This is a genomic window from Methylobacterium guangdongense (assembly GCF_038442355.1).
In the GTDB taxonomy this organism is placed as follows: domain Bacteria; phylum Pseudomonadota; class Alphaproteobacteria; order Rhizobiales; family Beijerinckiaceae; genus Methylobacterium; species Methylobacterium guangdongense.
The window spans coordinates 42,378-67,813 of sequence record NZ_JBBXMX010000016.1; the positions used below are offsets into that span (position 1 = coordinate 42,378).

Annotated in this window: 23 protein-coding genes, 1 tRNA gene and 1 pseudogene; 15 read left to right on the plus strand and 10 right to left on the minus strand. The window is 70.6% G+C overall.

All coding sequences use genetic code 11. The features are described from left to right. The first annotated feature begins 465 nt into the window (after positions 1 to 465). Positions 466 to 2,181, plus strand: a complete 1,716-nt coding sequence (locus AAHG09_RS23945) for a methyl-accepting chemotaxis protein (RefSeq protein WP_342110015.1) — start codon at positions 466 to 468, stop codon at positions 2,179 to 2,181. Between the two features lie 15 nt (positions 2,182 to 2,196). On the opposite strand, the gene AAHG09_RS23950 is transcribed toward AAHG09_RS23945, so the two are convergent. Next, positions 2,197 to 2,703: a GNAT family N-acetyltransferase gene (locus tag AAHG09_RS23950; RefSeq protein ID WP_342110016.1), complete on the minus strand. Its 507-nt coding sequence runs from the start codon at positions 2,701 to 2,703 to the stop codon at positions 2,197 to 2,199. A gap of 707 nt (positions 2,704 to 3,410) precedes the next feature. Between AAHG09_RS23950 and AAHG09_RS23955 the strand changes: the two genes are divergently transcribed. From AAHG09_RS23955 to AAHG09_RS23975, 5 genes are all read left to right on the plus strand, one after another. Then, the gene (locus AAHG09_RS23955) at positions 3,411 to 4,577 is read left to right on the plus strand and encodes a type III PLP-dependent enzyme (protein WP_342110017.1); all 1,167 of its coding nucleotides are present in this window, start codon (positions 3,411 to 3,413) and stop codon (positions 4,575 to 4,577) included. Positions 4,578 to 4,804: 227 nt separating this feature from the next. Then, positions 4,805 to 5,356, plus strand: a complete 552-nt coding sequence (locus AAHG09_RS23960; protein ID WP_342110018.1) for a GNAT family N-acetyltransferase — start codon at positions 4,805 to 4,807, stop codon at positions 5,354 to 5,356. A gap of 269 nt (positions 5,357 to 5,625) precedes the next feature. After that, positions 5,626 to 6,639 (plus strand): N-acetyltransferase DgcN, encoded by a 1,014-nt coding sequence (dgcN, locus tag AAHG09_RS23965; protein WP_342110019.1) that lies wholly within the window; start codon positions 5,626 to 5,628, stop codon positions 6,637 to 6,639. Between the two features lies 1 nt (position 6,640). Then, positions 6,641 to 7,624: an N-acetyl-D-Glu racemase DgcA gene (gene dgcA / locus AAHG09_RS23970; RefSeq protein WP_342110020.1), complete on the plus strand. Its 984-nt coding sequence runs from the start codon at positions 6,641 to 6,643 to the stop codon at positions 7,622 to 7,624. A 182-nt stretch (positions 7,625 to 7,806) separates the two neighbouring features. Then, on the plus strand, positions 7,807 to 8,856 hold the full coding sequence (locus tag AAHG09_RS23975) for a ketopantoate reductase family protein (protein WP_342110021.1): 1,050 nt from the start codon (positions 7,807 to 7,809) through the stop codon (positions 8,854 to 8,856). A 321-nt stretch (positions 8,857 to 9,177) separates the two neighbouring features. Here AAHG09_RS23975 and AAHG09_RS23980 read toward each other — a convergent pair whose 3' ends face one another. Continuing rightward, positions 9,178 to 9,516: a DUF1491 family protein gene (locus AAHG09_RS23980; protein ID WP_342110022.1), complete on the minus strand. Its 339-nt coding sequence runs from the start codon at positions 9,514 to 9,516 to the stop codon at positions 9,178 to 9,180. A gap of 241 nt (positions 9,517 to 9,757) precedes the next feature. Here AAHG09_RS23980 and AAHG09_RS23985 point away from each other — a divergent pair, with 241 nt between their 5' ends. After that, positions 9,758 to 10,048 carry a hypothetical protein gene (locus tag AAHG09_RS23985; protein ID WP_342110023.1) on the plus strand — a complete coding sequence of 97 codons (291 nt, stop codon included), beginning with the start codon at positions 9,758 to 9,760 and terminating at the stop codon, positions 10,046 to 10,048. Between the two features lie 60 nt (positions 10,049 to 10,108). Here AAHG09_RS23985 and AAHG09_RS23990 read toward each other — a convergent pair whose 3' ends face one another. Continuing rightward, positions 10,109 to 10,843 (minus strand): peptidoglycan-binding domain-containing protein, encoded by a 735-nt coding sequence (locus AAHG09_RS23990; protein ID WP_342110024.1) that lies wholly within the window; start codon positions 10,841 to 10,843, stop codon positions 10,109 to 10,111. Positions 10,844 to 10,867: 24 nt separating this feature from the next. Beyond that, the gene (locus AAHG09_RS23995) at positions 10,868 to 12,757 is read right to left on the minus strand and encodes a PAS domain-containing sensor histidine kinase (protein ID WP_342110025.1); all 1,890 of its coding nucleotides are present in this window, start codon (positions 12,755 to 12,757) and stop codon (positions 10,868 to 10,870) included. A gap of 565 nt (positions 12,758 to 13,322) precedes the next feature. Between AAHG09_RS23995 and AAHG09_RS24000 the strand changes: the two genes are divergently transcribed. After that, positions 13,323 to 13,643 (plus strand): hypothetical protein, encoded by a 321-nt coding sequence (locus AAHG09_RS24000; RefSeq protein ID WP_342110026.1) that lies wholly within the window; start codon positions 13,323 to 13,325, stop codon positions 13,641 to 13,643. 10 nt (positions 13,644 to 13,653) lie between these two features. Here AAHG09_RS24000 and AAHG09_RS24005 read toward each other — a convergent pair whose 3' ends face one another. The 4 genes from AAHG09_RS24005 to AAHG09_RS24020 form a co-directional block, all read right to left on the minus strand. Further along, complete coding sequence (locus AAHG09_RS24005) at positions 13,654 to 14,775, minus strand: DUF2336 domain-containing protein (protein ID WP_342110027.1); 1,122 nt, start codon at positions 14,773 to 14,775, stop codon at positions 13,654 to 13,656. A 128-nt stretch (positions 14,776 to 14,903) separates the two neighbouring features. After that, complete coding sequence (locus AAHG09_RS24010) at positions 14,904 to 15,260, minus strand: hypothetical protein (RefSeq protein WP_342110028.1); 357 nt, start codon at positions 15,258 to 15,260, stop codon at positions 14,904 to 14,906. Positions 15,261 to 15,330: 70 nt separating this feature from the next. Beyond that, positions 15,331 to 15,792 (minus strand): GNAT family N-acetyltransferase, encoded by a 462-nt coding sequence (locus AAHG09_RS24015; protein WP_342110029.1) that lies wholly within the window; start codon positions 15,790 to 15,792, stop codon positions 15,331 to 15,333. 46 nt (positions 15,793 to 15,838) lie between these two features. Continuing rightward, on the minus strand, positions 15,839 to 16,366 hold the full coding sequence (locus tag AAHG09_RS24020; protein WP_342110030.1) for a cupin domain-containing protein: 528 nt from the start codon (positions 16,364 to 16,366) through the stop codon (positions 15,839 to 15,841). Positions 16,367 to 16,556: 190 nt separating this feature from the next. Here AAHG09_RS24020 and AAHG09_RS24025 point away from each other — a divergent pair, with 190 nt between their 5' ends. Then, positions 16,557 to 16,739: a hypothetical protein gene (locus AAHG09_RS24025; protein ID WP_342110031.1), complete on the plus strand. Its 183-nt coding sequence runs from the start codon at positions 16,557 to 16,559 to the stop codon at positions 16,737 to 16,739. A 239-nt stretch (positions 16,740 to 16,978) separates the two neighbouring features. Here AAHG09_RS24025 and AAHG09_RS24030 read toward each other — a convergent pair whose 3' ends face one another. Further along, on the minus strand, positions 16,979 to 17,479 hold the full coding sequence (locus AAHG09_RS24030) for a Ros/MucR family transcriptional regulator (protein WP_342110032.1): 501 nt from the start codon (positions 17,477 to 17,479) through the stop codon (positions 16,979 to 16,981). Between the two features lie 504 nt (positions 17,480 to 17,983). On the opposite strand from AAHG09_RS24030, the gene AAHG09_RS24035 reads away from it, so the two are divergent. The 6 genes and pseudogenes from AAHG09_RS24035 (at position 17,984) to AAHG09_RS24060 (ending at position 23,894) form a co-directional block, all read left to right on the plus strand. Next, complete coding sequence (locus AAHG09_RS24035; RefSeq protein ID WP_342110033.1) at positions 17,984 to 18,394, plus strand: PaaI family thioesterase; 411 nt, start codon at positions 17,984 to 17,986, stop codon at positions 18,392 to 18,394. A 61-nt stretch (positions 18,395 to 18,455) separates the two neighbouring features. Further along, on the plus strand, positions 18,456 to 19,388 hold the full coding sequence (gene hemF, locus AAHG09_RS24040) for an oxygen-dependent coproporphyrinogen oxidase (protein ID WP_342110034.1): 933 nt from the start codon (positions 18,456 to 18,458) through the stop codon (positions 19,386 to 19,388). Between the two features lie 10 nt (positions 19,389 to 19,398). Continuing rightward, positions 19,399 to 20,517 carry an ATP-dependent DNA helicase gene (locus AAHG09_RS24045; protein WP_342110035.1) on the plus strand — a complete coding sequence of 373 codons (1,119 nt, stop codon included), beginning with the start codon at positions 19,399 to 19,401 and terminating at the stop codon, positions 20,515 to 20,517. A 77-nt stretch (positions 20,518 to 20,594) separates the two neighbouring features. Next, positions 20,595 to 20,684, plus strand: a tRNA-Ser gene (locus AAHG09_RS24050). 183 nt (positions 20,685 to 20,867) lie between these two features. Beyond that, positions 20,868 to 21,966: pseudogene (locus AAHG09_RS24055) on the plus strand (IS630 family transposase). 620 nt (positions 21,967 to 22,586) lie between these two features. Next, a complete protein-coding gene (locus AAHG09_RS24060; RefSeq protein WP_342110036.1) occupies positions 22,587 to 23,894 on the plus strand; it encodes a hypothetical protein in 1,308 nt (435 codons plus the stop codon). A 521-nt stretch (positions 23,895 to 24,415) separates the two neighbouring features. Here AAHG09_RS24060 and AAHG09_RS24065 read toward each other — a convergent pair. After that, positions 24,416 to 25,393, minus strand: a complete 978-nt coding sequence (locus AAHG09_RS24065) for a sensor histidine kinase (protein WP_342110037.1) — start codon at positions 25,391 to 25,393, stop codon at positions 24,416 to 24,418. Positions 25,394 to 25,436 lie beyond the last annotated feature (43 nt).

A 25,436-nucleotide genomic window follows, 5' to 3' on the forward strand; every position in this document is an offset into this window, starting at 1 on the left:
ACATGGGCGGCGGGGACCCCCGGGCAGTGCGCGGAATGTAGCGCGGCGGCCGTAAAACTCCTTTAACGGGGCAACAGCGCGGCAGAGACCACTCCTGGTGGCCGGCCGCGGGCGGCATCGTCGGATCCGCCGGACCGCGACAGGTCCAGGCCGGATCTGACCGATCGCTTGGCATGTCGCCCGGCCGCGATGCACAGGCGCCGAATTGTAGGCGGCGCATGGACCATGGGTGGGGCGTCTTGCCGTCGGATCATGCCAAGGAAAGCTGAAATCCGGTCCGGACATCATTATAACGTCTGCTTTTGAACAGTAATATTAAATAATAGAAGCAAATTTATCGTCGGGCGAAGGAATTTGTTATTTGTGTTTCCTGCGGCTATGCCTTGGCGGTCTCGTCGGAGAACCGTCAGCATGGGCCTGAAACGCTGGATGCGATTCACGGAATCGTTGTCGTTCCGGATCGGCATGTTGGTGACCGTTCTGCTGGTCGTCTCGATGGGGGTCGTGACCGGGCTGCTGTACGTGGAGATCCGCGCGGAAATCATGCGGCGCGCCGGTCAAGCGCTCGATGCCAATCTCCGCCTGCTGGAGCAGAAACTCGCCGACGAGGGCGGGCCCGGCGCGTTCTTCTCGGTTCAGGACGGCAAGCTCCATCTCGGCACGCACGCGATCGGCGCCGACGATCCGGCGGTGGACCGCGTGAAGGACGTCCTCGGCGGCACCGCGACGGTGTTCCTCGGCGACACGCGGGTGGCCACCAACGTGATGACGGCGACCGGGAGCCGGGCGATCGGGACCAAGCTCGGCCAGGGTCCGGCCTACGCGGCTGTCATCGGGCAGGGGAAGGGCTATCGCGGCGAGGCCGACATCCTCGGGACGACCTACATGACGCGCTACGAGCCGATCCGGGACATCGACGGCCAAGCGATCGGGATTCTGTATGTCGGCGTGAAGAAGGCGGATTTCCTCGCCTCGCTCGACACGCTGTTCGAGCGCGTCCTGGTCATCGCAGCCGTCGCCATGGCGCTGAGCGTGGCGTTCTGCTGGATCGTCCTGCGGCGGGCGACCGGGCCAGCCGCCACCCTGACCAGCGTGCTGATCGACCTCGGGCGGCACCGGCTCGATCGCGAGGTTCCGGCCCTCGATCGGCGCGATGAGATCGGCGCCATGGCGCGTGCGGTCCAGTCCCTGCGGGAGGAGGCCCTGGCCCGCCAGCGTCTGGAGGAGGAGGCCAAGGCCGCCGCCGCCGAGAAGGCACGGAATACGGCGCATATCGAGGCCGCTTTGGCCGATTTCCAGGAGAAGATCCGGGACGTGGTGGCGGCGGTGTCGCGCGATACCGCGCAGCTCGACGAGATGGCCGAGGCGCTGGCGGCCGTCTCGACCCGGACGGCCGGCGAGGCCGACGTCGCCTCGACGGTGTCGGCCGAGACCTCGGAGCACGTGTCGGCCGTGTCGACCGCCACCGACGAGCTCTCGGGTTCGATCCAGGAGATCGGGCGCGAGATCGAGGGGATGTCGCAGACCGTCCGCCAGGGCAGCACGACGTCGCAGGAGACGGCCGCGCAGGTGCGCGAGCTCGCGGTCACGGGGGAGCGGATCGGGACCGTGGTGGCCGCCGTGCAGGCGATCGCCGAGCAGACCAACCTGCTCGCCCTCAACGCGACCATCGAGGCGGCCCGGGCCGGGGAGGCCGGCAAGGGGTTCGCCGTGGTGGCGGGCGAGGTGAAGGCGCTGGCCGAGCAGACCGCCAGGGCCACCCAGGACATCGCCGCGCGGGTCGCCGAGATCCAGGAGGGGACGCGCCGCGCCGTGGTCGCCAACGAGGCGGTGTCCGGCCTGATGGAGGCGATCCTGAAGGCCGCGGCGAGCGTGGCGGCGGCGGTCGGCCGGCAGGAGGCCGCGACCCGCGCGATCGCCCGCTCCGTCCAGATGGCCGCCGACGGAACGGGTCAGCTGGCCGCGACCGTCACCGGCGTCCGCACCGTGGCGGCCCAGACGGAGTCCACGGCCGGCAGCGTGCTGAGGGTTGCCCGGACCCTGCGCACCCAATCGACGGAGATCGACGTGCGGGTCCGCGACTTCGTCTTCACGCTGCGGCAGGGCCCGATGGACCGGCGCCGGCAGCCGGACACGAACCATCCGGGGCCGGAGCGGCGCCGCGCCCGGGCGACGGCCTGACGCGGCGGCGACGCGTTACAGCGCGCGCTCGTAGCGCCACGCCTCCATGCCGTCCTCATAGTAATCGGGCCGAACCGCGAAGCGGGTGTAGCCCCGGCGCTCGTAGAGCCGGATCCCGGCCCCGTTGTCGGAGCGAACCTCGAGCCGCAGGCGGTCGCAGCCGTTGGCCCGCGCCCGGTCCTCCGCGGCGTCGAGGAGCTTGCCGCCGAGCCCGAGGCCGCCGCGATTCGGCGCCACCGCGATCGAGGCGAGGCGGGCGATCCGGGTGCTGCGCCGTCGCTCCAGCACCGCGGCGCCGACCAGAACCGACGTGGGATCCCCGTCCGGCGGGTCGATCAGCGCGGCCAGCACGTCCATGGTGGGCGACAGGATCGCGTGGCGGATTGCCCGGCGCTCGGCCCGGTCGGTGGCGAAGGCGGCGTGTTCCAGGGCGACGAGGGCGTCGAGATCGGCGAGCGTCGCGGTGCGGATCGTCGGCTCGGGAAGCCCGGCGCCGACCGGGTTGCGGAGGGGAGCGCTCACGCCGGCGCCGTCACGGTGGATCTGCTCGGCCCGCCCATCGCTCACCCGCCCGGATACGCCACCCTGCCGTCAGATGCCTGCTTCCGTCGCCCTTGGGAAGCCCGCCCGGGCACCCGGCCTGCGCTGTTTTTGCAACGTCCGGTGCCGGGTGTGGATGACGGGCGAAAAACCCCGCCCCGCAGGTTGTATCGGCCTTGCCCGCGCGGGGTGTTCCCCATATACGCGCCTTGCCCAATTTCGCACGTGCCTGTGGCCGCGTGTCGGTTGGTGGGCATCCGGTCAACTGCCGGACAGCCGCCAGGGGTCTTAAAGGATCGATGGTCGCAAGGGTGGATCCCTACGGCCGGCATCCAGGTGGCAACACCGGACCCCGACAACAACCGGCAGCCGGAGGCGAAACCGGCGAACCCCGCTCTCCACGGGGGACGCAGCTTAAAGCAACGACGAACGGGCTTTTTTGGTCTCGTCGGCCCTCCACAGGCCGGCACCGAAGAGGCTTGTTTCTCTTTGCCCGGCGTGCGGTGGGGGTCCTCCCTTCCAATCCACGGCAGCTTCCGGGTGCTCTGCGCCCGCTCGAACGCACGCGTCTCCAACACGCGTGGGTCCGCGCGACGCACCGCCCCCTGACGCCGACGGCCGGTCCTGGCCGTCATCTTCGACAGCGCGCCCCGCGTAGGGCGCCCGCGAACCCGTGCCGGGAGACGACTATGACCGACCGCATCCGTGACTACCTGCGCGTGCGCCGCGACCTCGGTCAGGACGAGGGCCCCGTGATGGTCCTCGATCTCGACGTCGTGCGCGACAACTACACCGCCTTCGCGCGGTCCCTGCCGGACACCCGGGTGTTCTACGCCGTGAAGGCGAACCCGGCCCCGGAGGTGCTGCGCCTGCTCGCCGAGATGGGCTCGTGCTTCGACACGGCGTCGGTCGCCGAGATGGAGATGGTGCTGGCCGCCGGCGCCACCGCCGACCGGATCTCCTTCGGCAACACGATCAAGAAGGAGCGCTGCATCGGCCGCGCCCTCGCCCTCGGCATCCGCCTGTTCGCGGTCGATTGCCAGGCCGAGGTGGAGAAGATCGCCCGGGCCGCGGAGTCCGTGGGTGTGCCGACCGGCGAGATCCGGGTGTTCTGCCGCATCCTGTGCGACGGCGCGGGCGCCGATTGGCCGCTCTCGCGTAAGTTCGGCTGCGTGCCCGAGATGGCCGCGGACGTGCTGGAGCACGCCCACCGCCAGGGGCTGGAGGCCTACGGCATCTCGTTCCATGTCGGCTCGCAGCAGGGCAACACCGAGGCCTGGGACGGGGCGCTCGGCTCCGCGGCGGCGGTCTTCCACGAGTGCGCGGAGCGCGGCATCGGCCTGTCGATGGTCAATCTCGGCGGCGGCTTCCCGACCCAGTACCTCAAGGCGGTGCCGGGCGTGGAGAGCTACGGCGAGGCGATCTTCCGGGGGCTCACCAAGCATTTCGGCAACCGGATCCCCGAGACGATCATCGAGCCGGGCCGCGGCATGGTCGGCAATGCCGGCCTGATCGAGGCGGAAGTGGTGCTGGTGTCCAAGAAGTCGGCCGCCGCGGACGAGGTCCGATGGGTCTATCTCGACATCGGCAAGTTCGGCGGTCTCGCCGAGACCATGGACGAGGCGATCCGCTACCCGATCCGCACCGCGCGGGACGGGGAGGCGACCGAGCCCTGCGTCATCGCCGGCCCGACCTGCGATTCAGTCGACGTGCTCTACGAGCGGCAGCTCTACCCGCTGCCGGTCTCGCTCTCGATCGGCGACAAGGTGCTGATCGAGGGCGCGGGGGCCTACACCACCACCTACGCAGCGGTGGCGTTCAACGGCTTCCCGCCCCTTCAGCAGATCGTGATCTGATCGCGCGCGCCGCCCGGGATGCTCCGGGCGGCGCTTGTCCGAGACCGCTTCCGGTGGGTCGCTGGCGGCATGATGGGGACGCACGGACGCCGTTGGTCCGGAACCCGTCTGCGGTCATGCGGCGTTAAGGGCCGCTGTCGTTTCTCCGGAAGCGCTGGCCAGCCCTGATCGCCCACCGGGACGATCCTTCGCTTCTCCCGCATGTCGGCCCCGGGGAGGGCCCTGTCATGATCGAGATCCGCGCGGAGCACCTGCATGACGTCCCGGCGCGCGAGCGCCTGCTCGACGCGTGCTTTCCCGGCCATCGACGCGCCAAGACCTCGGAGCGCCTGCGCGAGGGCCGTCTGCCCGCCCGCGGCCTCGCCTTCGCGGCGACCCGGCGCGGCCGCCTCGTCGGCACCCTGCGGCTGTGGCACGTCGAGACCGGCGACGCCCGCCCGGCGCTGCTGCTCGGGCCGCTTGCGGTCGATCCGGCGATCCAGGGCCAGGGCCTCGGTTCGGTGATGATGCAGGCGGCCCTCGGCCGGGCCGAATCGCTCGGCCACGGCGCCGTGCTGCTGGTCGGCGACGCGCCCTATTACGCCCGCTTCGGCTTCGACCGGGCGCTCGCGGAGGGCCTGACCCTGCCGGGCCCGTTCGAGCGCGCGCGCTTCCTCGGCCTGGAACTGCGTGCCGGGGCGCTGGCGGGCGCCGAGGGTCTCGTTCGGGCGACCGGCGTGCTGTCGCCCGTCGATGCGGTGGCGAACGAGGCGCAGGTCGCGCGACGACGCGCTGCCTGAGCGGGGGTATCCTTGACCGAGAACACCGGGTTTCCCAAGGGCTGAAACCCTTGGGCGGGTGCTCAGGGTGGAACCCTGCGAGCGGGCGGAGCCCGATACCGGACGAAGTCCGGCACCAGGGCTCCGCCCTGGACCCGCGAAAGGTCTCGACCTTTCGAAACCCGGACTCGGCACGACGTCCACCGTCCTGGCCGGCCTCATGCATTGCGCCGAACGGTCGCGATCCCGCATAGACGGTCCGCCGGCCTCCGGAGAAGGTTGCAAGACCGATGCAGATCGCCACGCCCTACCTGATGTTCCTGGGCGACGTGCCCGACACGCTGGCGGCCAAGACCGCCTACGGGATCAAGGACTGGCGCCCCGAATGGTGCATCGGCCAGATGCGCCTGCCCGGCTGCGCCGCCGATCTCGGCATCCCCGACATGACCCTGCCCGAAGCCCTGGCGAAGGGCTGCCGGACCCTGGTGATCGGCGTCGTGAACGCCGGCGGCGTGCTGCCCGATCACTGGGTGAAGGAGATCGTGGCGGGGATCGAGGCCGGCCTCGACGTGGCGAGCGGCCTGCACGTGAAGCTCGGCGCCGTGCCGGCCATCGCGGAAGCCGCCGCCCGGCGCGGCCGCCAGCTCCACGACGTGCGCCACACCGACGAGCGCTTTCCCACCGGCAAGGGCACCAAGCGGACGGGCCGGCGCCTGCTGACCGTCGGCACCGATTGCTCGGTCGGCAAGAAGTACACCGTGCTGGCCCTGGAGCAGGCCATGCGCGCGCGGGGCCTCGATGCCGATTTCTGCGCCACCGGCCAGACCGGCGTGTTCATCTCCGGCAAGGGCGTCGCGATCGACGCCGTGGTGGCCGACTTCATCTCCGGCGCCGTCGAGACGATCTCGCCCGACGCGGCGCCGAACCACTGGGACCTGATCGAGGGCCAGGGCTCTCTCTATCACCCGTCCTTCGCGGGGGTCAGCCTCGGCCTGCTGCACGGGGCCCAGGCCGACGCCTTCGTGATCTGCCACGAGCCGACCCGCACCAACATGCGCGGCGTGAAGCATCCGCTGCCGAGCATTCAGCAGGTCATCGACCTCACCGTGCAGCTCGGCAGCCTGACCAATCCCGCCATCAAGCCGGTGGGCATCGCGGTGAACACCCAGGCGCTGGCCGAGGGCGAGGCGAGGGCGCTCCTCGAAAAGCTTGGGTCCGAGCACGGCCTGCCCGCCACCGACCCGGTGCGCTTCGGCGTCGACGGGCTGGTGGACCGGATCGTCGCCGACTTCCCGGGAGCCTGACATGGCCCGCCGCCTGACGCTGACCGTCGAGCGCTTCCCCATCGCGGGGGCCTTCACGATCTCCCGCGGCAGCCGCACGGAGATCGCCGTCGTGGTGGCCACCATCACGGACGCGAACGGAGTCGGGCGCGGCGAGTGCGTGCCCTATCCGCGCTACGGCGAGAGCGTCGAGAGCGTCAGCGCCCTGATCGAGGGGCAGGGGGAGGCGATCGCGGCCGGGATCGGGCGCGACGAACTCATGACCCGCATGAAGGCCGGGGCGGCGCGCAACGCCCTCGATTGCGCGCTGTTCGACCTCCAAGCCAAGCTCCAGGGCCGCCCCGCCTGGACCATCGCCGGGCTCCCCGAGCCGAAGCCGGCCATCACCGCCTACACGCTGAGCCTCGGCGCGCCGGAGAGCATGGAGGAGGCCGCCCGCAAGGCCGCCCACCGACCGCTCCTGAAGGTGAAGCTCGGCGGGGCAGGGGACCCGGAGCGCATCGCCGCCGTCCGGGCGGGGGCGCCGGACGCGCGGCTGATCGTCGATGCCAACGAGGCCTGGCGGCCAGAAAACGTAGAGGCCAACCTCGCCGCCTGCCTGAAGGCCGGCGTCGCGCTGATCGAGCAGCCACTGCCGGCCGACGCCGATTCCCTGCTCGCCGAGATCCCGCATCCCGTGCCGATCTGCGCCGACGAGAGCCTGCACGACCGCGCCGGCCTCGACGCACTGGCCGGACGCTACGACGCGATCAACATCAAGCTCGACAAGACCGGCGGCCTGACCGAGGCGGTGCTGCTCGCCCGGGAGGCGAAGGCGCGGGGGCTCTCGATCATGGTCGGCTGCATGCTCGGCACCTCGCTCGGCATGGCGCCGGCGGCCCTGCTGGCGAACGACGCCGATTTCGTCGACCTCGACGGGCCGCTGCTGCTTGCCCGCGACCGCGACACGCCGCTGCGCTACGAGGGAAGCCTCATGTATCCGCCCACGCCGGATCTGTGGGGATAGGATTCGCCGCGCCTGTCACTTGCAGGGCGTCACAACACCTTTGGGATTAGGTATACCAGAAGACTTGCCTTCCTCTCGTCCGGCTGCCATCCATCGCGGGTGCGATGGGGGCCGTGGCGTGCACGCGCTGTTCCCAGCAGCCAGACAACACACAGCAAGTCTCAATGCTGGGGAGGAACGACGTGGCCAAGAACATCCTGATCCTGGGGGCCTCCTATGGCTCGCTCCTGGGCACCAAGCTCCTGATGGCCGGTCACAACGTGACCCTGGTCTGCCGGCGCAAGACCGCCGACCTGATCAACCGCGAGGGCACCGAAGTCCGCATCAAGCTCCGCGACGAGAAGGAGCATCGGGCGATCTTCTCCCGCGACCTGCCCGGCAAGGTCGACGCGATGCCCCCGGAGGATGTCGACGTCTCGCGCTACGACCTCGTCGGCCTCGCCATGCAGGAGCCGCAGTACAACAACCACACGATCCGCGTGCTGATGATCAAGATCGCGGCAGCGAATCTGCCGTGCCTGTCGATCATGAACATGCCGCCGCTGCCCTACCTCAAGCGGATCCCGGCGCTGGCCGCCATGGATCTCGAGGACGCCTACACCAATGCCGGCGTGTGGGACCGGTTCGAGCCGGGGCTTGTGTCGCTGTGCTCCCCCGATCCGCAGGCCTTCCGGCCGCCCGAGGAGGAGGCCAACGTCCTCCATGTCGGCCTGCCGACGAACTTCAAGGCCGCGACCTTCGCCGATGAGGCGCACAACACCCTGCTTCGCGAGCTGGAGGCCGATATCGACGCCGTGCGCCTCGACGGGCACGACGTGCCGGTGAAGCTCAAGGTGTTCGATTCGCTGTTCGTGCCGCTCGCCAAGTGGTCGATGCTGCTCACCGGCAATTACCGCTGCATCACGCCCGGCGAGCCCCAATCGATCCACGACGCGGTGCACGGCGATCTCGCCCGCTCCCGGGCGATCTACGACCACGTCGACGGGATCGCCCGGAAGCTCGGCGCCGATCCGGCCGATCAGGTGCCGTTCGAGAAATACGCCAAGGCGGCCGAGAGCCTGCTGAAGCCCTCCTCGGCGGCGCGCGCGGTGGCGAACGGTGCGCCCTACATCGAGCGCGTCGACCTGCTGGTGAAGCTGATCTCGCACCAGCTCGGCGCGCCGAACGCCGAGATCGACCGCACGGTCCAGACCGTCGACCGGAAGCTCGACGAGCGTATCATCGAGGGCTGACGCTCGCGTCGTCGCGAAGGCGGCGAAGCAGGCCGGAGGCGTGGGGCCCCGGCTTGCTTCGCTGTGCGCACGGACCAGGGTGTGCGACAGCACCGCGTGGCAAGACGATCGAGGGATCCACCCCACGACCTCATCCTGAGGTGCCCGCCTGAGCGGGCCTCGAAGGAGGGCTCCAGGGATCGCACGGCTGGCTGGAAGCCTCCTTCAAGGCCTCCGCTGCGCTCCGGCGCCTCAGGATGAGGGGGGTGGGTTGGAGAGGCGATCCGACCCGTGCCCAGTTGTCTCGCGTCCCGTGCGCGAAGCCGATCGGCCGGCCGCGAATCACTCCGCCAGATCCAAGAAATGCCGGCCCTGCCGGTCGTCGATCTCGATGATCCAGAGGTCGGAATCGAACCGGATCTCCTTGGTGAGCCGCTCCTCCACGTCGAGGGGGCTGCCGCCGGTGACGATGGCGGCGAAGCGGCGGTCGCCGCTCTCCTCGGCCTCGAACAGGGCCTGCGGCGCCGGCCCGTAGAGATCGGCGCTGCCGTCGAGGCGGTCGACCTTCACGAAGATCGCGCCCGCCTCGGCCGCCCCCCGTCGACGCAGCACCGCCGGGATGCCGGCGACGTCGAGGCGGCGCAGGTGGGCCGAAATCCAGAAATCGGAACGCAGGCGCATCGAAGGAGCCTCTCGGGAACACGCCCGGGATGCGCGATCCAGCGCGCCCTGGCAACGCGCGCGGTCCCAAGGCGCCACACGGTTCGACGCCCCAAATAATCCTTCGGTAAAGTTCGGATTTTTCGGGATTAAATCTGCCATTGACGCTGTGTTCTATCGCAAATTCATAGTATTGAATGCTGGTTAACTGGGCAAAAAGCCGAAAGGGGAAGCATTATCCGACGCTTCAAGAAGCAGGCCTATGCAGAGACGAACCTCATGCCTCACGAAGATCGCCGCCTGCTTGTGTATGCTGACCGTGTCGTCGCCCGTCGCTGCGCAGACACTCATGGACCTGATGGTGGGGCGGCCCGCCGCATCCTGCCCGCGCTACCAGCGGACCCCGCGCGATCCGTGCAACATCGTGGTCCACCGACCGGGCGGAAACCCGACCCAGGACATGACCGGCTCCATCGGCCACGCGAAGTCCTGGCAGGCCAATGGCGGGCCGCGCTGCAAGACGATCTGCCGCTTCACCGGTACGCAAGACTGAGCCGCCTGATCCCTACCCGCGCCGGAGCGTATCCGGCGTGGGTCCTACTCAAGCCGCGTCTCAGCCGTGGCCCGCCCGGGTCATCAGCGCGCGCAGGGTCCGGCCCGTGGCCTCGCCGGTCACCGGCAGCTTGGCGCTGCGCTCGAACTTCTCGATCGCCGCGCGGGTATCGGGGCCCATCGCGCCGTCGGGCTTGACCGGATAGCCGAGCTTCGACAGCGCCTTCTGGGCCCGCAGGACCGGGTCGGATTCCGCCTCGGCCTTCTTGGCAGATTCCTTGGCAGGTTCCTTGGGCGCTTCCTTTGCAGGCTCCCTGGCGGCCGGCTTCGCGGCGAGCCGGGCCGGGGCGGCCTTCGGGGTCACCGAGGCCGTGGTCTCGTCGGCGCGGATCAGCTCGCCGATCGTGTCCCGGGTTGCCGGCTTGGCGGGGGCCTTCTCGGCTTCGGTGCGGACCGGATCCCGCGGGATCTCGCGGACCGGCTCCCGGGCGGCCTCTCTGGCGGGCGGAGCCGCCTCGCGCGCGGGCGGCGCCTTCTGGGCGAGCTTGGGCAGGATCGGGGCCGGATGGCGGTGGGCCTGGTAGCCGAGGGCGTTGACGCAGATGAAGCCTGCCGCCCCCAGACCCGCGAGGCTGCCGAGGACGGTGCCGGGGCTGTTCCGACAGGAGTGCCCTGTCGCCTTCAGCGCGCCGACCAGCACGGAGCGCCAGTCGCCCTGAACGGCTTGGCGCCGCACGGCCGGGCGGCGCGCCCGGCCGGTTTCGCCCGGTACGGTGATCTCGCGGTAGCCTGACATCGGGTCTCCTTCCGGGGGATCGTCTCAGCCGGCGCGGCGCAAAGCCGAACCCGATCGGGTGCTCGGCTCGGCGTTCGGCTCCGCGTCGAACAGGCCGAGCGGCAGGCGCACGACCCGGCGCGGCGCGGGGACGCCCCGCACGGCGGTGCGGATCGGGGCCGGGCTGCTGGCGGCTTCGGGCGCCCGGCACTGATGGGGCAGCGTCACCGTCACGACGGTGCCGGCCTGCGGCGCGCTGTCGATCCGCAGCGTGCCGCCGTGGAGGCCGACCAGCCCCTGCACCACCGAGAGGCCGAGTCCGGTTCCCTCGTGCTGGCGCTTGTAGTCGCCGGCCCCAGCCTGGAAGAACGGCGTGCCGAGCTTCGACAGGTCCTCCGCGCCGATCCCGCAGCCCGTGTCGGCGACCACGATGTCGAGGCCGTCGACCCCGCGGCGCAGGGCCATCTCGACCCGGCCGCCGCGCGGGGTGAACTTCACGGCGTTCGAGATGAGGTTGATCAGGATCTGCCGGCACGCGCCGGGATCGGCGGTGATCTCGACCGGGCCGGAGGCGGACACCGCCAGGGTCACGCCGGCGGCCTCGGCCCGGAGGCGGATCAGGTCGCAGCAGGATTGCAGCAGGCCCGCGATGTCGAACGCCTCCGGCGCGTAGTCGAAATTGCCGCTCTGGATCCGGCTCATGTCGAGGAGCGTGTTGACGACGCCGAGCAGATGGTGACCGGAGGCGCCGATGATCCCGGCATAGTCCCGCGCCTGATCCGCGCTGAGGCTGGGCGCACCTTCGCCGGCCAGCACCTCGGAGAAGCCGATGATCGCGTTGAGCGGCGTGCGCAGCTCGTGGGTGACGTTGGCCAGGAACCGGCCCTTGATGGCGTCGGCCCGCTCGGCCTCGGCGCGGGCGCGCTCCAGCTCCTCGGCGTAACGGTGGTGCTCCGTCATGTCGCGGGTCACCGCCACCACCGCGGTGGCGGCGTCATGCGGCCCGCTCGCGATCCGGTGGGCGCGCATCTCGGCGTGGATCAGGCGCGCGCCGTCGGCCCGTCCGGCCTCGACATGGAGGCGCAGGGGCAGGGTGGCGGCACGGCCGGTGGCCGCCACGTCGCTCACCGCCTTGAGGAAGGCCGGCCGGTCGGCCACATGGACCCGCTCCAGGAGGCCGTGGCCGTGCAGGCGCTCGGGATCGCTGCCCAGCAGCCGGGTCGCCGACACGGAGGCTTCCACCACGCGGCCGTTGCGGTCGTGCCAGGTCACGAGGTCGTCGATCGCCGAGAGCAGCAGGCGGTCCCGGGCCTCGTTGTCGCGCAGCCGTTCGCGCCACGCGGCCTCGTTGCGCTTGTGCTCCACGGCCTGGGCGGCGACGTGGCCGATCGCCGTGAGGGCGAAGGCCGGCAGGGCGAGGCCGGCGGAGATGTCCATCATCGGCAGGGCGGTCGCGACGCCGTCGAGGCCGGCCACCGCCAGCACGCCGAGCACCGCCACGGCGGCGGCCGCCAGCGTCGCGCGCAGCGAGCCGGAGATCAGCGCCTCCACGGGGATCGCCACAAGCCAGACCGCGGCCGGGGACGCGACGCCCCCCGTGACGCTCGCCAGCGCGATCACGATGCCGGTCAGCCCCGCGGAGGAGATCGCATGGGCGAGCCACAGGGATCCGGTCCGGACGAGCAGCACCGCGGCGAAGACCGGCAGCAGCAGGCTCGCGATCGCCAGAACCTCGATGCCCGAGGGCACGCCGCGCCAGAGCAGGTAGGGCGGCAGCCCGACCATCATCACGGCGCCCGTGGCGAGGCGCGACACGAGGAACCGCTGATGGCGGCATCGGGCCGCGGCATCGTCGGCCGCGGAGGCGTGAACCAGCCCCGCGAGACGGTCGTCGATCAAGGAAGTCAGGACTTTTTTAATACGCAAGGCTGGCACACGCCGCGAGTACGCGTTTCCGCGTCCCTCGCGCCTCCGGTTCGACTTTCGAACGACTTCCGGACGGTCGCAGAGGCGGCTTAAACGAGTGTTGCGCAACTGGTCGGAACGGTCAGGATGCTTTCCGCAAGGTAACCAAGCGCATGCCGATAAGCTTCGTTCACCATCGCGCGCGAAAGCCCGGCGCGGTTGAGGCCCGGTTCACGAAACCCGTCGAAATCTTCGCGTCGCTCATCGACGGCACGGTAGCGTTTGGCCGCCGGAAGGAAGCTATGCGCGCCACGCCGAGCCACGATAGTCCCATGTCTGTGTCTGACACCGACTTTGGCGACGCGGCGCGACAGGTTCCCTCTCCCGTGCGGGAGAGGGCAGGGGTGAGGGACGAGACGCTTCAGGATCAAGCCTGTCGTCGACGCGCCAACAGGGAGCGCCTCGTTCTGAGAGGTCTTCTCCCTCACCCTGTCCCTCTCCCGCACGGGAGAGGGGACCTGCGCTCCATCCTGTCGCCGTGTCCCCCGGCGCGCGGTGCGACGCCGAAATCTGCACTCAGCGGAGAGTTCGAACCATGACCGTCCTGCTGCGCGCCGCGCTGGCGATCGCCGTGCTCTCGTATCTCGCGCTGATGCGCGGCGGCGCGGATCCGGCCGCGGAGGCCCGCAAGCTCGCGGGCGGCCTGCCAAGCGCCTCGACGGTGCTGCCGGCGGCCCTGGAGGCCGTTCCGCCCGAGACCCGCGAGCGCGCCACCCGGGCGGTGCTGGCCCGGGGCCTGCTGGCGGAGCTGAGCCGCCGGGCCGGTGAGCCGCCGGCCGCCACCGAGACCCTCACGACCGATACCCTCGAGGCGGCCGACCGGCAGCCCGCCTGGCGGGGCATCGCGCCCCGCTGACAGCGCGCCGTCAGCCCGCCTCCGCCTTCGAGGCCGGGCGGGTGCGCGCCGGCAGGGACGCGCGCGGCGCGGCTGTCCCCTGGCGCAGCTTGGCTTCCGGGCCGTGGAGCGGCTGGTGCGCCTCGCCGCGCCCGCGCTCGACCAGGGGCCGGTCGAGGATCGCCGCCACGAGATCGCGCGCCGCCGGCCGGCTCACCGTCCGGAACAGGCGCACGAGGTCGGCCACGCGCTCGGCCGAACGCGCCACGCCCTGGTTGAGGGTGAGGAAGATGTAGACCGCCTCCTCCTCGTGCAGGCCGGCCGCGCGCAGGCCGAGGGTGAGGAGGTCGTAGCGGGCGCCCGGATCGGCGACCACGGCGAGGAAATCGTGGGGCAGGCCGAGCCCGTCCGCCAGCGCGGTCACGAAGGCCGCGACGTCGTGCGCCGCCGAGAGACGGGTCAGGGCGTCGCCGAGGTCCCGGGGCGGGGGCGGGCAGGGGCGCAGGGCCGCGGTCGCCTCGACGCTCCGGCCGATCACCGCCCGGCGCATCGGGTCGGCGTGCAGGTAGAGGGGCACGAGGTCGGCGGCGGAGACGTCGGGGCGCACCAGCAGCAGCCGGGCGAGCTCGGCGTCGCTGCGGCCGCGGGTGACGAGCCGGGCGAGCGTCGCGCCGCGCAGGGTGATGCCGAGGTTGGCGGCGAGCGCCCGGTCGATCTCGGGGCGGCCCTCGCGGGACAGTTCGTCCGCCGCCTCGCGGCTGAGCCCGGCCCGGGCGGCGATGCGGTCGGCGACGTCGGCCCCGTCGGCGAGGGCCGCGTCGATCAGGCCGCGGCTCAGCGTGGGCGCCAGTTCCACCACGGCATCGCGGGCGCCGCCGCCGCGCAGCGCGAGGGCTTCCAGGATCGCCGGCGGCGTCTCGGGGCAGGGGGCGAGCTTCCGGGCGACCACCCGGGCCGTCTCCTCGTCCACCGTGGGGATCAGACCGCAGGCCAGGGATTCGAAGATCTCGGTCGCGGCCCGGTCACGCCCCGGCGCTCGAACGAACAGATCGGTCTGCACCCGCAGGATCACGGGCTTCAGATCGAGATTCTCGATGCGCGAGAGTTCGAGGAGCCCGGACAGGTCCGGCGGAGCATCGACGGATGGGGGCATGGACGATCGGTTTACGCAGGACTGCAGTAAGCTCACGCTAACCGCATCGACGTGAATCGACCTTTAAGACGCCCCCCGCGGGGCCGTGCCGTCCTGCATCACCGCGGGCCGGCGGCGGCCCGCCGGGCTCAGTGCGTCAGCCAGAGCCCGCCGCCGAGTGCGACCGCCGCGAAGACGATGAAGCCGACGAAGGCGGGCACGACCCAGGGCTGCTTCTGGTGAACGTAGCCGGTCTTCGTCTTCTCCGACGGGGCCCGCTCGTTCTGCCGGGCCAGCCGAACCTCCTGCGAGCTCGGCGGCGTTCCACCCGCTTCCTCGCAGGTCCCGAGCGGCGCCGCCCCGACATCCATGTGCGGGGTCTTGTCGGCGGTGCGCCCGCTGTCGATGTCGCCCTTGAGCTGCGCGGCGGTCGGTGCGTCCGAATCCGGCGGCGGATCGATGGTCAGGTTGGCGGGCGGCGGCGGGGTCTCGGAACGCAGGGTCATGGGCAGGGCTCCAGCTTGACTCGATCAACGCCTGGAAACGCCGTCGGCTGCGGTCAGGATGTCGCGGGGCTCAACCCTCCCCGGAACCACGCTTCAGCAAGGGGCGCTCGAACAGGTGATCCGCTTCGGTGAAGCCTGCCGCGGCGCAGAAGGCATGCAAGGCGCGCTGATCCGGGCCGACCCGAACGTGCAGCCGGTCGCATCCGGCTTGCCGGGCCGCCCGCCCGGCCGCCTTCAGCAGGACCCGCCCGATGCCCCGGCGCCGGGACTCGGCCGCGACCACGAGGGTCGTGATCAGGCCGAAGGGCCGCGGCGCATCGAGGGTGCGGACGGGACTGAGGGCGATGAGGCCGCTCGGCGGTCCCCATTCCACCGCGACGAGGATGGTCCCGCCATCCCGCTGCAGGGCTTCGAGCCGGACCGCCACGTCTGCCGTGCCGACCGGCGCGCCGGTCTCGCTCAGCAGGGCCGCGAGGCCGGCGGCGTCGGAGGCCGCCGCCGCCCGGATCTCCAGCCCGTACCGATTGCTCAATCCGCACTCCTGACCGATGGCACGAACGTCCTCGAACGGTCGTTCCTCAGACCCGGCGCCAGCCGGGCTGCGAGGGGTCGACCAGCCGGTAATTGACCGGTGCCAAGCCGCATATGGCGATGACCGCGGGTTCCGTCCCATCGCGGACCACCCCGTCGTAGTGCGGCGTCCCCGCGACCCGCCGGACGAAGCTGCCGGCCTTCACGGGCACGCAGGCGGCGGGGTCGAAATCGGCTCCGCTGTTGCACCACCACGTGCCCGACACGACCATGCAGAACCGGTCCGACGTGTAGGTGTGCGGCGCGCTCATGTAGCCCGGCCACCAGCGGATCAGGGTATAGTATAGGCCGGTGCCGTTAATGTCGCCGGTGAGGTTGCATCGGTCGACGCTGCGCTCCGGGTAGCCCTTCGACGGCACCCACGGCAGGGCGTCGGGCGCCTGGATGATGGTCTGATCCGGGTTGAGCGGGCTGCCTTCGGCCGCGTTCGCCAGGAGCAGCGGAATCGCGCCGAGGAGCGAGGCCGCCAGCAGGTCGCGCCGGCTCGCCTCCGGCCGGGTGTGCGTGTCCGTCATCGTGGGGTCCATCCCTGGTGCCGGCGGCCTGCCCGGCGGCATCCGGTCATGCAACGCCGACATCCCGGTTTCTCTCCCGGGGCGGAGCCCTGTGATGTTTCAAACGGCTGGACGTATCAGGGGGCAAGCCGCGGCGGAACGCAGGGGGCCGGAGCGGCATTGCCTCGCCGGATCGGTGGGAGCGCACGGCATGGCGGATCAAACGCGGGATCACGTCCCGGACGGTCAGGGCGCCGGAGATCCACGCGAAATCCAGCCACCGAAGCGGCCGGTTCGCGGCACCGATGACGGGGGCGCGGACCCGGAGCGCCGGAAGGCCGAGACGGAGATCGCCGCGGGCGACGTTGCCGACGATCTCGCCGACTTCGCCTGACGGAGCGGCCTCGCCGGGTCATCCGCGTCGCGCCGATTGATGTCGTGGTTTCTAAAGGTCGAGACCTTTCGCGGGTCCAGGGCGGAGCCCTGGAGAACACCTCACGGCGCTGCCCCGGGAGCCCGCCAAAAGGCTGACGCCCTTCGAAAAACCCGAAATTCCCGGTCAAACCAGTTCTCAACATCCGGGCCCACGCGCCGGACCGTCTGCGGCCCGGCGGGGCGCCCGGATGTGCGCGCTCAGGCCGTTTCCTTGGCCTTGCGCGGGCGGCTGGCGCGCTTCGGCTTCTCGACGATCTCCTCGGCCGGCTCCTCGACAGCCGCGGACTTGCGACGCTGCTGGCCGAGGCCCAGGCTGCGGGCGAGCTCGGAGCGCTGCGCGGAATAGCTCGCGGCCGTCGACGGGTAATCCCGCGGCAGCCCGAACCGCTCGCGATACTGCTCGATCGTCAGGCCGTTGCGCGAGAGATGGCGCTTGAGCGTCTTGTAGGGCTTGCCGTCGATGAAGGAGACCAGCGCGTCGGGGGTCACCGACTTGCGGATCTGCGCCGGCGTCGGCTTGTCGGCCGCCTCGGTGGTAGCCGCCGCCGGGGCGGACAGCTTGGCCAGCGCGGCGTGGACGCCGGCGAGGAGGCCGGGCAGCTCGCTGATCGGCACGGAATTGTTCGAGACATACGCCGAGACGATGTCCGAGGCCTGCTCGATAAAGGTCTGCTGCTGTTCAGGGGCGTTGTCGTCCATCGATGATTCCCTCTATGTGGTGGTGGTGAGACGGTTCTAACGTCTCTGCAGCAAAATCAAGTCGTCGTCGAGGATTTCCATACACAACGCGGTGGCCGTTAACACGCATATTATTCAACTGCCCGGTCGAGCTGAAATCGTTGGCGGTGAAACCCGATTGGCGGGATGGTCCGTTTCACCAGTTCCAGGCCGCCGCCGTCGTGCCGGCCTGCCTCCGATCGAGGGCAAGCCGGTCGCTCCGCTTGCGAAGATCGGTCCCCTGCCTGACGAGATCGGTGAAAGCTCGCGGCGCATCCTGTGGCGCTATGGTTGTGTACGCCGTGCCTTCGGGAAGATCTCGGCGGGGTTCGTGATGTCGGCCACGGCGGGGCACGGTGGAATCCGGACGACTCGAAGATCCGCGGGTGTGACGGCCGCAGGCATTGAGGCGCCCGAAAAGAACCTTGGGGCTGGCCGGGGCCTGCGCCATAAGGAGCGCGGCAGGGCGAACCCGGGACGGTGAGCGTGGATCAGGATTGGGAGCCGGGCACCGTCTTCGGCGCGCATATTCCGTTCGTGCAGTTCTGCGGGATCGAGGCGCTGGACGTGCGCGACGGCCGGACGCGGCTGCGGCTTACCCTGCGCCCGGAGCACGCCAACAATCTCGGGATCGCCCACGGAGGCGTGCTCTGCACCCTGCTCGACGTCGCCCTCGGCACGGCGGCGCGCCTCAGCGTCGGGCGCCCGGTGGTGACCCTCGACATGCAGACCCGGTTCCTCAACCCCGGGCGCGGCGTCCTGCTCGCGGAGGGCCGCGTGACCCGGCCGGGGCGCGCGGTGATCTTCTGCGAGGCCGAGATCCGCGACGCGGACGGGGCGCCGGTGGCGAGTGCGACCGGGTTGCTCAAGCCGGTGAGCGAACGAAGCGCGGTTTAGCGCGGCGCATCCCGTCACGATCGAATTGACGGCGGCCCGGCGGGGTGGGAAAGCCTCGGTCATGACGATGCCGGACGACGCGCGCGCAGCCCTGGCTGCGCCTCCCTCCGAGGCCGATGTCACGGCCATGAAATCCGAGGCCGCCGCGTGGTTCGCGACCCTGCGCGATCGCATCCTCGCGGCCCTCGAGGCCATCGAGGCGGAGGCCGAGGGGCCGTTCCATCCGGATGCGCCCGACGGGCCCGGCACCTTCGTGAAGACCCCCTGGAGCCGCACCGACCATACCGGCCAGCCCGGCGGCGGCGGCGTCATGGCGATGCTCAAGGGCCGGGTGTTCGAGAAGGCCGGCGTCCACATCTCGACCGTGCACGGCGAGTTCGCCCCCGAGTTCCGCGCGCAGATGCCGGGCGCCGCCGAGGACCCGCGCTTCTTCGCCACCGGCCTCTCGCTGATCGTCCATCCCTGGAACCCGCACGTGCCGACCGTGCACATGAACACCCGCTTCGTCGCGACCACGCGGGCGTGGTTCGGCGGCGGGGCCGACCTCACCCCGGTGCTCGAGCGCCGCCGCACCCAGGACGACCCGGACAGCCGCCATTTCCACGCCTGCCTGGAGCGCGCCTGCGCGGCCCACGGCGTCGACTATGCGCGCTACAAGGCGTGGTGCGACGAATACTTCCACCTGAAGCACCGGAACGAGCCGCGCGGCATCGGCGGCATCTTCTACGACTATCGCTGGACCGGCGACCCGCAGGCCGACCTCGCCTTCACCCGCGACGTGGGGCAGGCCTTCTTGGAGGCGTACCCCAAGATCGTCCGCGACAATCTCGGCACGGCCTGGACCGAGGCCGACCGCACCGAGCAGCAGGTGCGGCGCGGGCGCTACGTCGAGTTCAACCTGCTCTACGACCGGGGCACGATCTTCGGGCTGAAGACCGGCGGCAACGTCGCGTCGATCCTGTCGTCGATGCCGCCCACCGTGCGCTGGCCGTGACGGGGCTGTCATGAGCGCGGGCCTGCCCGCAGCCTACGCCCCCCAGCAGGACGCGGCGCTCAAGGCGATCGCCGCGTGGCGGCGGGACGGCGGATCGCAGGTGTTCCGGCTGTTCGGCTATGCCGGTACCGGCAAGACCACGCTCGCCCGGCGGATCGCCGAGGATGTCGACGGCACGGTGGTGTACGGCGCCTTCACCGGCAAGGCCGCCTCGGTGATGCGCCAGAAGGGCTGCTACGACGCCGCCACGATCCACTCGCTGATCTACCGCACCAAGGAGGCGGAGGAGGGCGGGCCGACCTTCACGCTGAACCGCTCCGGCCCCGCCGCCAAGGCGGATCTGATCATCATCGACGAGTGCTCGATGGTCGATTCCGACCTCGGCAACGACCTCCTGTCCTTCGAGCGGCCGGTGCTGGTTCTGGGCGACCCGGCGCAGTTGCCGCCGGTGCGCGGCGGCGGCTTCTTCACCGAGGCCGAGCCCGACGTGATGCTCACCGAGGTCCACCGGCAGGCCAAGGACGATCCGATCGTCCGCATGGCGATGACGATCCGCGAGGGCGGCCGGCTGGAGCTCGGCACCTACGGCCAGAGCCGGGTGGTCTCGCGCCGCGCCCTCGACCCGGCCGAGGTGCTGGAATGCGACCAGGTTCTGGTGGGGCTCAACAAGACGCGCCGGCTCTACAACGCCCGCCTCCGGGAACTCGCCGGCCACACCGATCCGATGCCGGCGATCGGCGAGAAGCTGGTCTGCCTGCGCAACGACCGGGTGAAGGGCCTGCTCAACGGCTCGACCTGGACGGTGCAGGCCCTGCGCGCGCCGCCGCGGCCGGACCTGATTCGCCTCGACGTGGTACCGGAGGACGATCCGGGCCTGCGCCGGAAGCCCACCGACATCAAGGTGCTGCGCGCGATGATCACCGGCAGCGACGAGGAGATCCCGCTGTTCCTGCGCCGGGAGACCGACGAGTTCACCTACGGCTACGCGCTGACGGTGCACAAGGCGCAGGGCTCGCAGTGGGACCGGGTGACCCTGTTCGATGAATCCTACGCGTTCCGCGAGCACCGGGCCCGCTGGCTCTACACCGGCCTGACCCGCGCCGCGCAGGCGATCACCGTGGTGGTGTGAGCTGTGGCGGTCTTCCCCTCGCTTGTGAAGCGCCACTGCGCGTGCTAGGCAGCGCCGGTCTCATCGAGGCACCTCGCGGAGAGGTGGCAGAGCGGTTGAATGCACCGCACTCGAAATGCGGCATGCCTGCAAGGGCATCGGGGGTTCGAATCCCCCCCTCTCCGCCACGTTGATCCCTCGCGTGCTGATCCGATCGAGGAACACGCTTCAACGTGCGAAGTACATGTGAATGTACGTGCGTGCCCAGCCGCCGTTTGACCCGTAACGGTGGGACGTCCGTCTTCCGGATCCGAGTGGTGATACCAACCCTTGTTGATCGGGACTTACGGGGTAGCCTCGGCGTCTGAAGGGTGATTCTATCTTCGAGTTTGGAGACCAACGAGGATGTCATGGCCGCTTCGGTGCCGCTGCGGCCGGACTTTGATGCCGAAGGCCTGCCTGCCCTGGCCAAGGGTTCGCGCGATCCGGGCCAGACGCGGCGCCTGTTGGCTGTGTCGGCGATCTACGCGGACGCAGGCGGCCGCGCTGGGCGGGGTCGGGCTTCAGATGGTTCGGGACTGGGTCGTGGCGTTCAACGCGCACGGTCCAGACGGGCTGATCGGCGGCAAGGCGCCCAGGGCCCGTCCGCGCCTGAACGCCGAGCAGCGGGAGGCGCTGCGCACGCTGGTCGAGCAGGGTCCGATGCCGGCCGCCCACGGGTGGTGCGCCGGCGGCTGCTCGACCTCGCCCAGATCCTGTTCGAGGATCACGGCGTGTCGGTGTCCGAGCAGACGCTGAGCCGAGTCCTGCGGGGCATGGGCTACAGCAAGCTCTCCGCCCGTCCGCGCCACCACGCCCAGGACCCGGACGACATCCCGGCTTTTAAAAAGCTTTCCCGCCCGCCTGGCGGAGATCGCGCAGGCCACAGGCGGCAAGCCGATAGAGGTCTGGTTTTCCGACGAGGCCTGGGTCGGCCAGAAGAACACGATCCCCCGCGCTGGGCCAGGCGTAGCACCCGCCCTTCGGCGCCGACGGACCAGCGCACCGCCTCCATCCCTCATCCTGAGCCGGTCGAAGGACGGGGCGATTTGCCCCGCCCTCGGTAAAGGGGCCGGCTTCGTCATACCCCGCTGCACCACCGAGGCGATGGGGCTGCACCTCGAAGAGATCGCCCAGGCCGGTGCCCCCGGTGCGCACGCCGCGCTGCCGCGCGATCAGGCCGGCTGGCACACGACCAGGAAACTCGTCGTACCCGCCAACATCACCTTGCTGTCCCTGCCGGCCCGCTCCCCTGAACTCAACCCCGTGGAGAACTTGCGGTAGTCCATGCGCGACAACTGGCTCGGCAACCGTGTCTTCAGATCCTACGTCGACATCCTCGACTACTGCTGCCACGCCTGGAACACCCTCATCGACCGACCTTGGTGCATCATGTCCATCGGACTACGCGCGTGGGCTCTTGAGTTCTGATCAATGAGGGTTGGTATAAAGCGGCGTGCGTGGCGCGAACGCTGTGCTTCAGCCCCGCGCCGGCCCAGCCGCGCAATGCGTGTCCGACTCGAGATCGAGCGCGTCGCCGCGCAGCCCGTACGCTGCGCCGCGCCGGCGCTTGCGCCTGCGCCAGGCTGGCCAGACGGCGCAGCGCTTCGATGATCCGCACGCCCGCGGCGGTCTGATCCCGCCGCACCACTCCGGGCCGCCCCGATGATGCGGCCGTCAGCCCAATCGGAACGCCCGCGCAGGCCGATGGACGCGCCGCATGCGGTGCGACGGCGGACGCTGTCCGGTTGTATCGCACGATTATGCAACCTTAAGGCGAAATCAACTATTCAACCACAGGCTGTTGATATCGAGGGTGCTCCAGTCGCCGAAAGCTTCAGGAGTCGGATTCGAGATGGATTGCTTATGCCTGGGGATCTCTGGTGATGTCGAGCCTCGACGGAAACAATGACTGCATTCTCCGGCGCGTCAGCGTCCGGACCTTCCTCATCGCCAGCGGTTGTCTCGGCTTGCTGGCCGCCACGCCGGCCAGCGCACAGCTGCTCAGGGGTACGCTGGATACAACTGGAGGAGGCATTTTGGGGACTGGCGTGTCCCTGGGCACCACAACCCCCGGCGGCGGACTCATCGGTACTGGCCTGACGGTCGGTACGTCCGGGACGGGGGTTCTCGGGACCGGGCTCGGGGTCAGCACCAGCGCACCCGGTAGCGGGGTGCTCGGAACGGGCCTGAATGTCGGTACGTCCGGGACGGGGGTTCTCGGGACCGGGGTGATCATCGGCACGACGGGGCCGGGGGATGGGCTGCTGGGGACAGGCCTCACGCTCGGGACGTCCACCCCCGGCGGTACGGGCGGTACGGGTGGCACCGGCGGTACGGGCGGCAATAACGGCGCCGGTGGCACAGGGGCCGGTGGTGGTGGTGGCCAGGGTAGCTACGTGGTGATGGGCACCGTCACCCAGTCGCAGGGGCAACTGATCCTCACCGATCTTCGGCTCTCGTCGTTCTCGGAGATGGCGGGCATCGCGGCCAACAACACGAGCCGCTTGCCCGGTCCGACCGCCACCGGGGACGATGCGCTGGCGGTTGGCTACGGCGCGCGTGCAGAGGGGGCCGCATCGACGGCCGTGGGCACCGGTGCGCGCGCCGCCCAGACCGGGGCCGTCGCCCTGGGTTACGCGGCCAACGCCCAGGGTGTGGGCAGCACGGCGGTGGGCACGGCGTCGACCGCTGGGGGAGATGGGAGTACCGCCCTGGGCTTCGCCGCCGGGGCGGCCGGGTCCGGATCCACGGCGATCGGTGCGACCGCCGCGGCGGGGGGCGACGGCAGCGTCGCGCTGGGCCGCGGCGCGCGGGCCGATCAGGCGAATGCGGTCGCCATCGGCGCCGGTGTCCAGACGACGCGGCCCAATCAGGTCGCGATCGGCACGGCGGGCAACACCTATACGCTCGCCGGCATCGGCTCGCAGGCGAGTACGGCGGCGCAGAGCGGTCCGACGAGCTTCGTGACGACCGACGCCAGCGGCAATCTCGCGGCGTCGGCCTACGGACCGTCGTCGATCGCGAACTTGGGCAGCCGGGTCGACGCGGTCCAGTCGCAGGTCAACACCCTGGAGGCCAAGACCGACGCGATGCAACGCTACGCCATCCAGACGCGCCGGGAGGCTCGACAGGGCGTCGCGATGGCGATCGCCATGGCGACGGCGCCGATGCCCTCCGCGCCGGGCAAGACCACCTGGGCCACGAACGGGGCGACCTATCGCGGCGAATGGGCGGGGGGCGTGGCGGTGGCGCATAGGCTGCCCACCTGCTGCGTGCCGATCGCGATCACGGCCGGCGTGGCCTATGGCGGCAATAACGCGCTCGGCGCCCGTGCGGGCCTGGCCGGCGAATTCTGAACCGCCCGGCCTTGCGAGTCGCCGCCCCTTGCCGGGTGCGGCGGCTCGCGAGGGCGCAAACGGGGGCGCCGGCGGCGACACCGGCGCGGGCTGGACCATCACCGCCGACCCGACCGCCAGGAGCGAGGCCTCGCCCGTCCGCCTCGCCGGTCCCGGCACCGCGGGTCCGCACGGATTGCGTGTTGTCACGCTTGCGGCTTGACTCGTCGCAAGCCGGGTTCAACAATCGGCGTCCCGGAGATCAAGTCCTTCCCAAGGTCTGGCTTCGAAGGGGAGCGAGTGGGCCCGTCTCAACAGCGAACCTTGCTCGCTCCCGCCAGGGACAAACCAGCCCTTCAGGTGTCCGCTGGACGGTTGCGCCGGCATTGGCGGGGGGACTTTTGTTAGGGTGCATCCCGCTTGCGATCGTCGATTGTTGTCGGTCGTTGCTGGGCCCGGGCAGCAGGGTGGAGGTGCGCGACGCTGGCGCGACCGGCTCGGCAGGGGAACCTCCTCAGACTGACGCTGACGCGAAGCCGGCCTCAAGCCGCGGGGACGACCATCTCGAAGCGTAACCCGCTGGCATCGATGGTGCGCGCGAAGCGACCGCCGAGGCTGCGCTCGATGGTCTGCCTCAGGAGGCGGGAGCCGAACCCCGTGCCCTCGGCCTTCGCGGCCTGCGGCGGGGCGGCGCCTTCCTCCCAGGTCAGCCGGGACGCGCCATTCTCCAGCCATCCGCGAAGCCGGATCGTACCGCCGCCGGACAGGGCCCCGTACTTGGCCGAGTTCGTGGCAAGCTCGTGAAAGATCATCGCGTAGTCGTTGACCTTGCCCGGAGGCGCCATCACCGCTTCCGCGATGGCGATGTCGATATTTCCGCCGTCCCGGTAGGGCGCCAGGATGCGGTCCGCGAGCGTGCCCAGCGCGACGGAGCCGGGATTCTCGGCCCGCGATCGCATCGCGAGGGCGGTCGCCTCGTGCAGCACGCCGAACCGCCGCGACAGATCCTCGGCCAACAGCGGCGTCGATTTCGCGTCACGGGCGACGATGGAGGTGAGGGCCCGGGCCACCGTGAACATGTTCGAGACCCGGTGGGCCAGCTCGGCCGTCAACAGCCGTTCGGCCTCCTCGGCGCGCTTGCGGTCCGTGACGTCCATGAAGATGGCCTGGACCCACTCGCCGACCCGGCCCGCCTCACCGCCGACGCCCCGCGCGGAGATCCAGCGGGCGGAGGGACCCTCGTCGATGCGGAAGTCGAAGCTGTAGGCGTGCGGCTCCCGCTCGCTGGCCCACCAGTCCTCGATCATCCGCGCCCGGTCCTCGGCGTTCACGCGCGCGAACAGCGCATCGATGCCGACGGTGCTCTCGCTCACCCCCCAGAACTCGCGACAGAGCGCGTCGAGCTGGGCGACACGACAGGTCGGTGACCACGCCCACAGGGCAACACCGCCCCGGTGGATCGCGGCCGTGAAGTTCGCCAGGGTCCATCCGGCGCCTGTCATGTCGAGGCCTTCAGCCATGCTCGTCCCAGGTTGCGTCCCTCTGCCGGGACGTAGCGCCCGG

Bases quoted from the DNA above. Each gene is read 5' to 3' on its own strand.
- AAHG09_RS23985 (WP_342110023.1), top strand. From the start codon at position 9,758: ATGCAGAGACGAACCTCATGCCTCACGAAGATCGCCGCCTGCTTGTGT.
- AAHG09_RS24030 (WP_342110032.1), bottom strand. From the start codon at position 17,479: ATGGACGACAACGCCCCTGAACAGCAGCAGACCTTTATCGAGCAGGCC.
- AAHG09_RS24020 (WP_342110030.1), bottom strand. From the start codon at position 16,366: ATGACGGACACGCACACCCGGCCGGAGGCGAGCCGGCGCGACCTGCTG.
- AAHG09_RS23945 (WP_342110015.1), top strand. From the start codon at position 466: ATGTTGGTGACCGTTCTGCTGGTCGTCTCGATGGGGGTCGTGACCGGG.
- AAHG09_RS23955 (WP_342110017.1), top strand. From the start codon at position 3,411: ATGACCGACCGCATCCGTGACTACCTGCGCGTGCGCCGCGACCTCGGT.
- hemF (WP_342110034.1), top strand. From the start codon at position 18,456: ATGACGATGCCGGACGACGCGCGCGCAGCCCTGGCTGCGCCTCCCTCC.
- AAHG09_RS24025 (WP_342110031.1), top strand. From the start codon at position 16,557: ATGGCGGATCAAACGCGGGATCACGTCCCGGACGGTCAGGGCGCCGGA.
- AAHG09_RS24000 (WP_342110026.1), top strand. From the start codon at position 13,323: ATGACCGTCCTGCTGCGCGCCGCGCTGGCGATCGCCGTGCTCTCGTAT.
- dgcA (WP_342110020.1), top strand. From the start codon at position 6,641: ATGGCCCGCCGCCTGACGCTGACCGTCGAGCGCTTCCCCATCGCGGGG.
- AAHG09_RS23980 (WP_342110022.1), bottom strand. From the start codon at position 9,516: ATGCGCCTGCGTTCCGATTTCTGGATTTCGGCCCACCTGCGCCGCCTC.
- AAHG09_RS24010 (WP_342110028.1), bottom strand. From the start codon at position 15,260: ATGACCCTGCGTTCCGAGACCCCGCCGCCGCCCGCCAACCTGACCATC.
- AAHG09_RS23960 (WP_342110018.1), top strand. From the start codon at position 4,805: ATGATCGAGATCCGCGCGGAGCACCTGCATGACGTCCCGGCGCGCGAG.
- dgcN (WP_342110019.1), top strand. From the start codon at position 5,626: ATGCAGATCGCCACGCCCTACCTGATGTTCCTGGGCGACGTGCCCGAC.
- AAHG09_RS24005 (WP_342110027.1), bottom strand. From the start codon at position 14,775: ATGCCCCCATCCGTCGATGCTCCGCCGGACCTGTCCGGGCTCCTCGAA.
- AAHG09_RS24045 (WP_342110035.1), top strand. From the start codon at position 19,399: ATGAGCGCGGGCCTGCCCGCAGCCTACGCCCCCCAGCAGGACGCGGCG.
- AAHG09_RS23990 (WP_342110024.1), bottom strand. From the start codon at position 10,843: ATGTCAGGCTACCGCGAGATCACCGTACCGGGCGAAACCGGCCGGGCG.
- AAHG09_RS24065 (WP_342110037.1), bottom strand. From the start codon at position 25,393: ATGGCTGAAGGCCTCGACATGACAGGCGCCGGATGGACCCTGGCGAAC.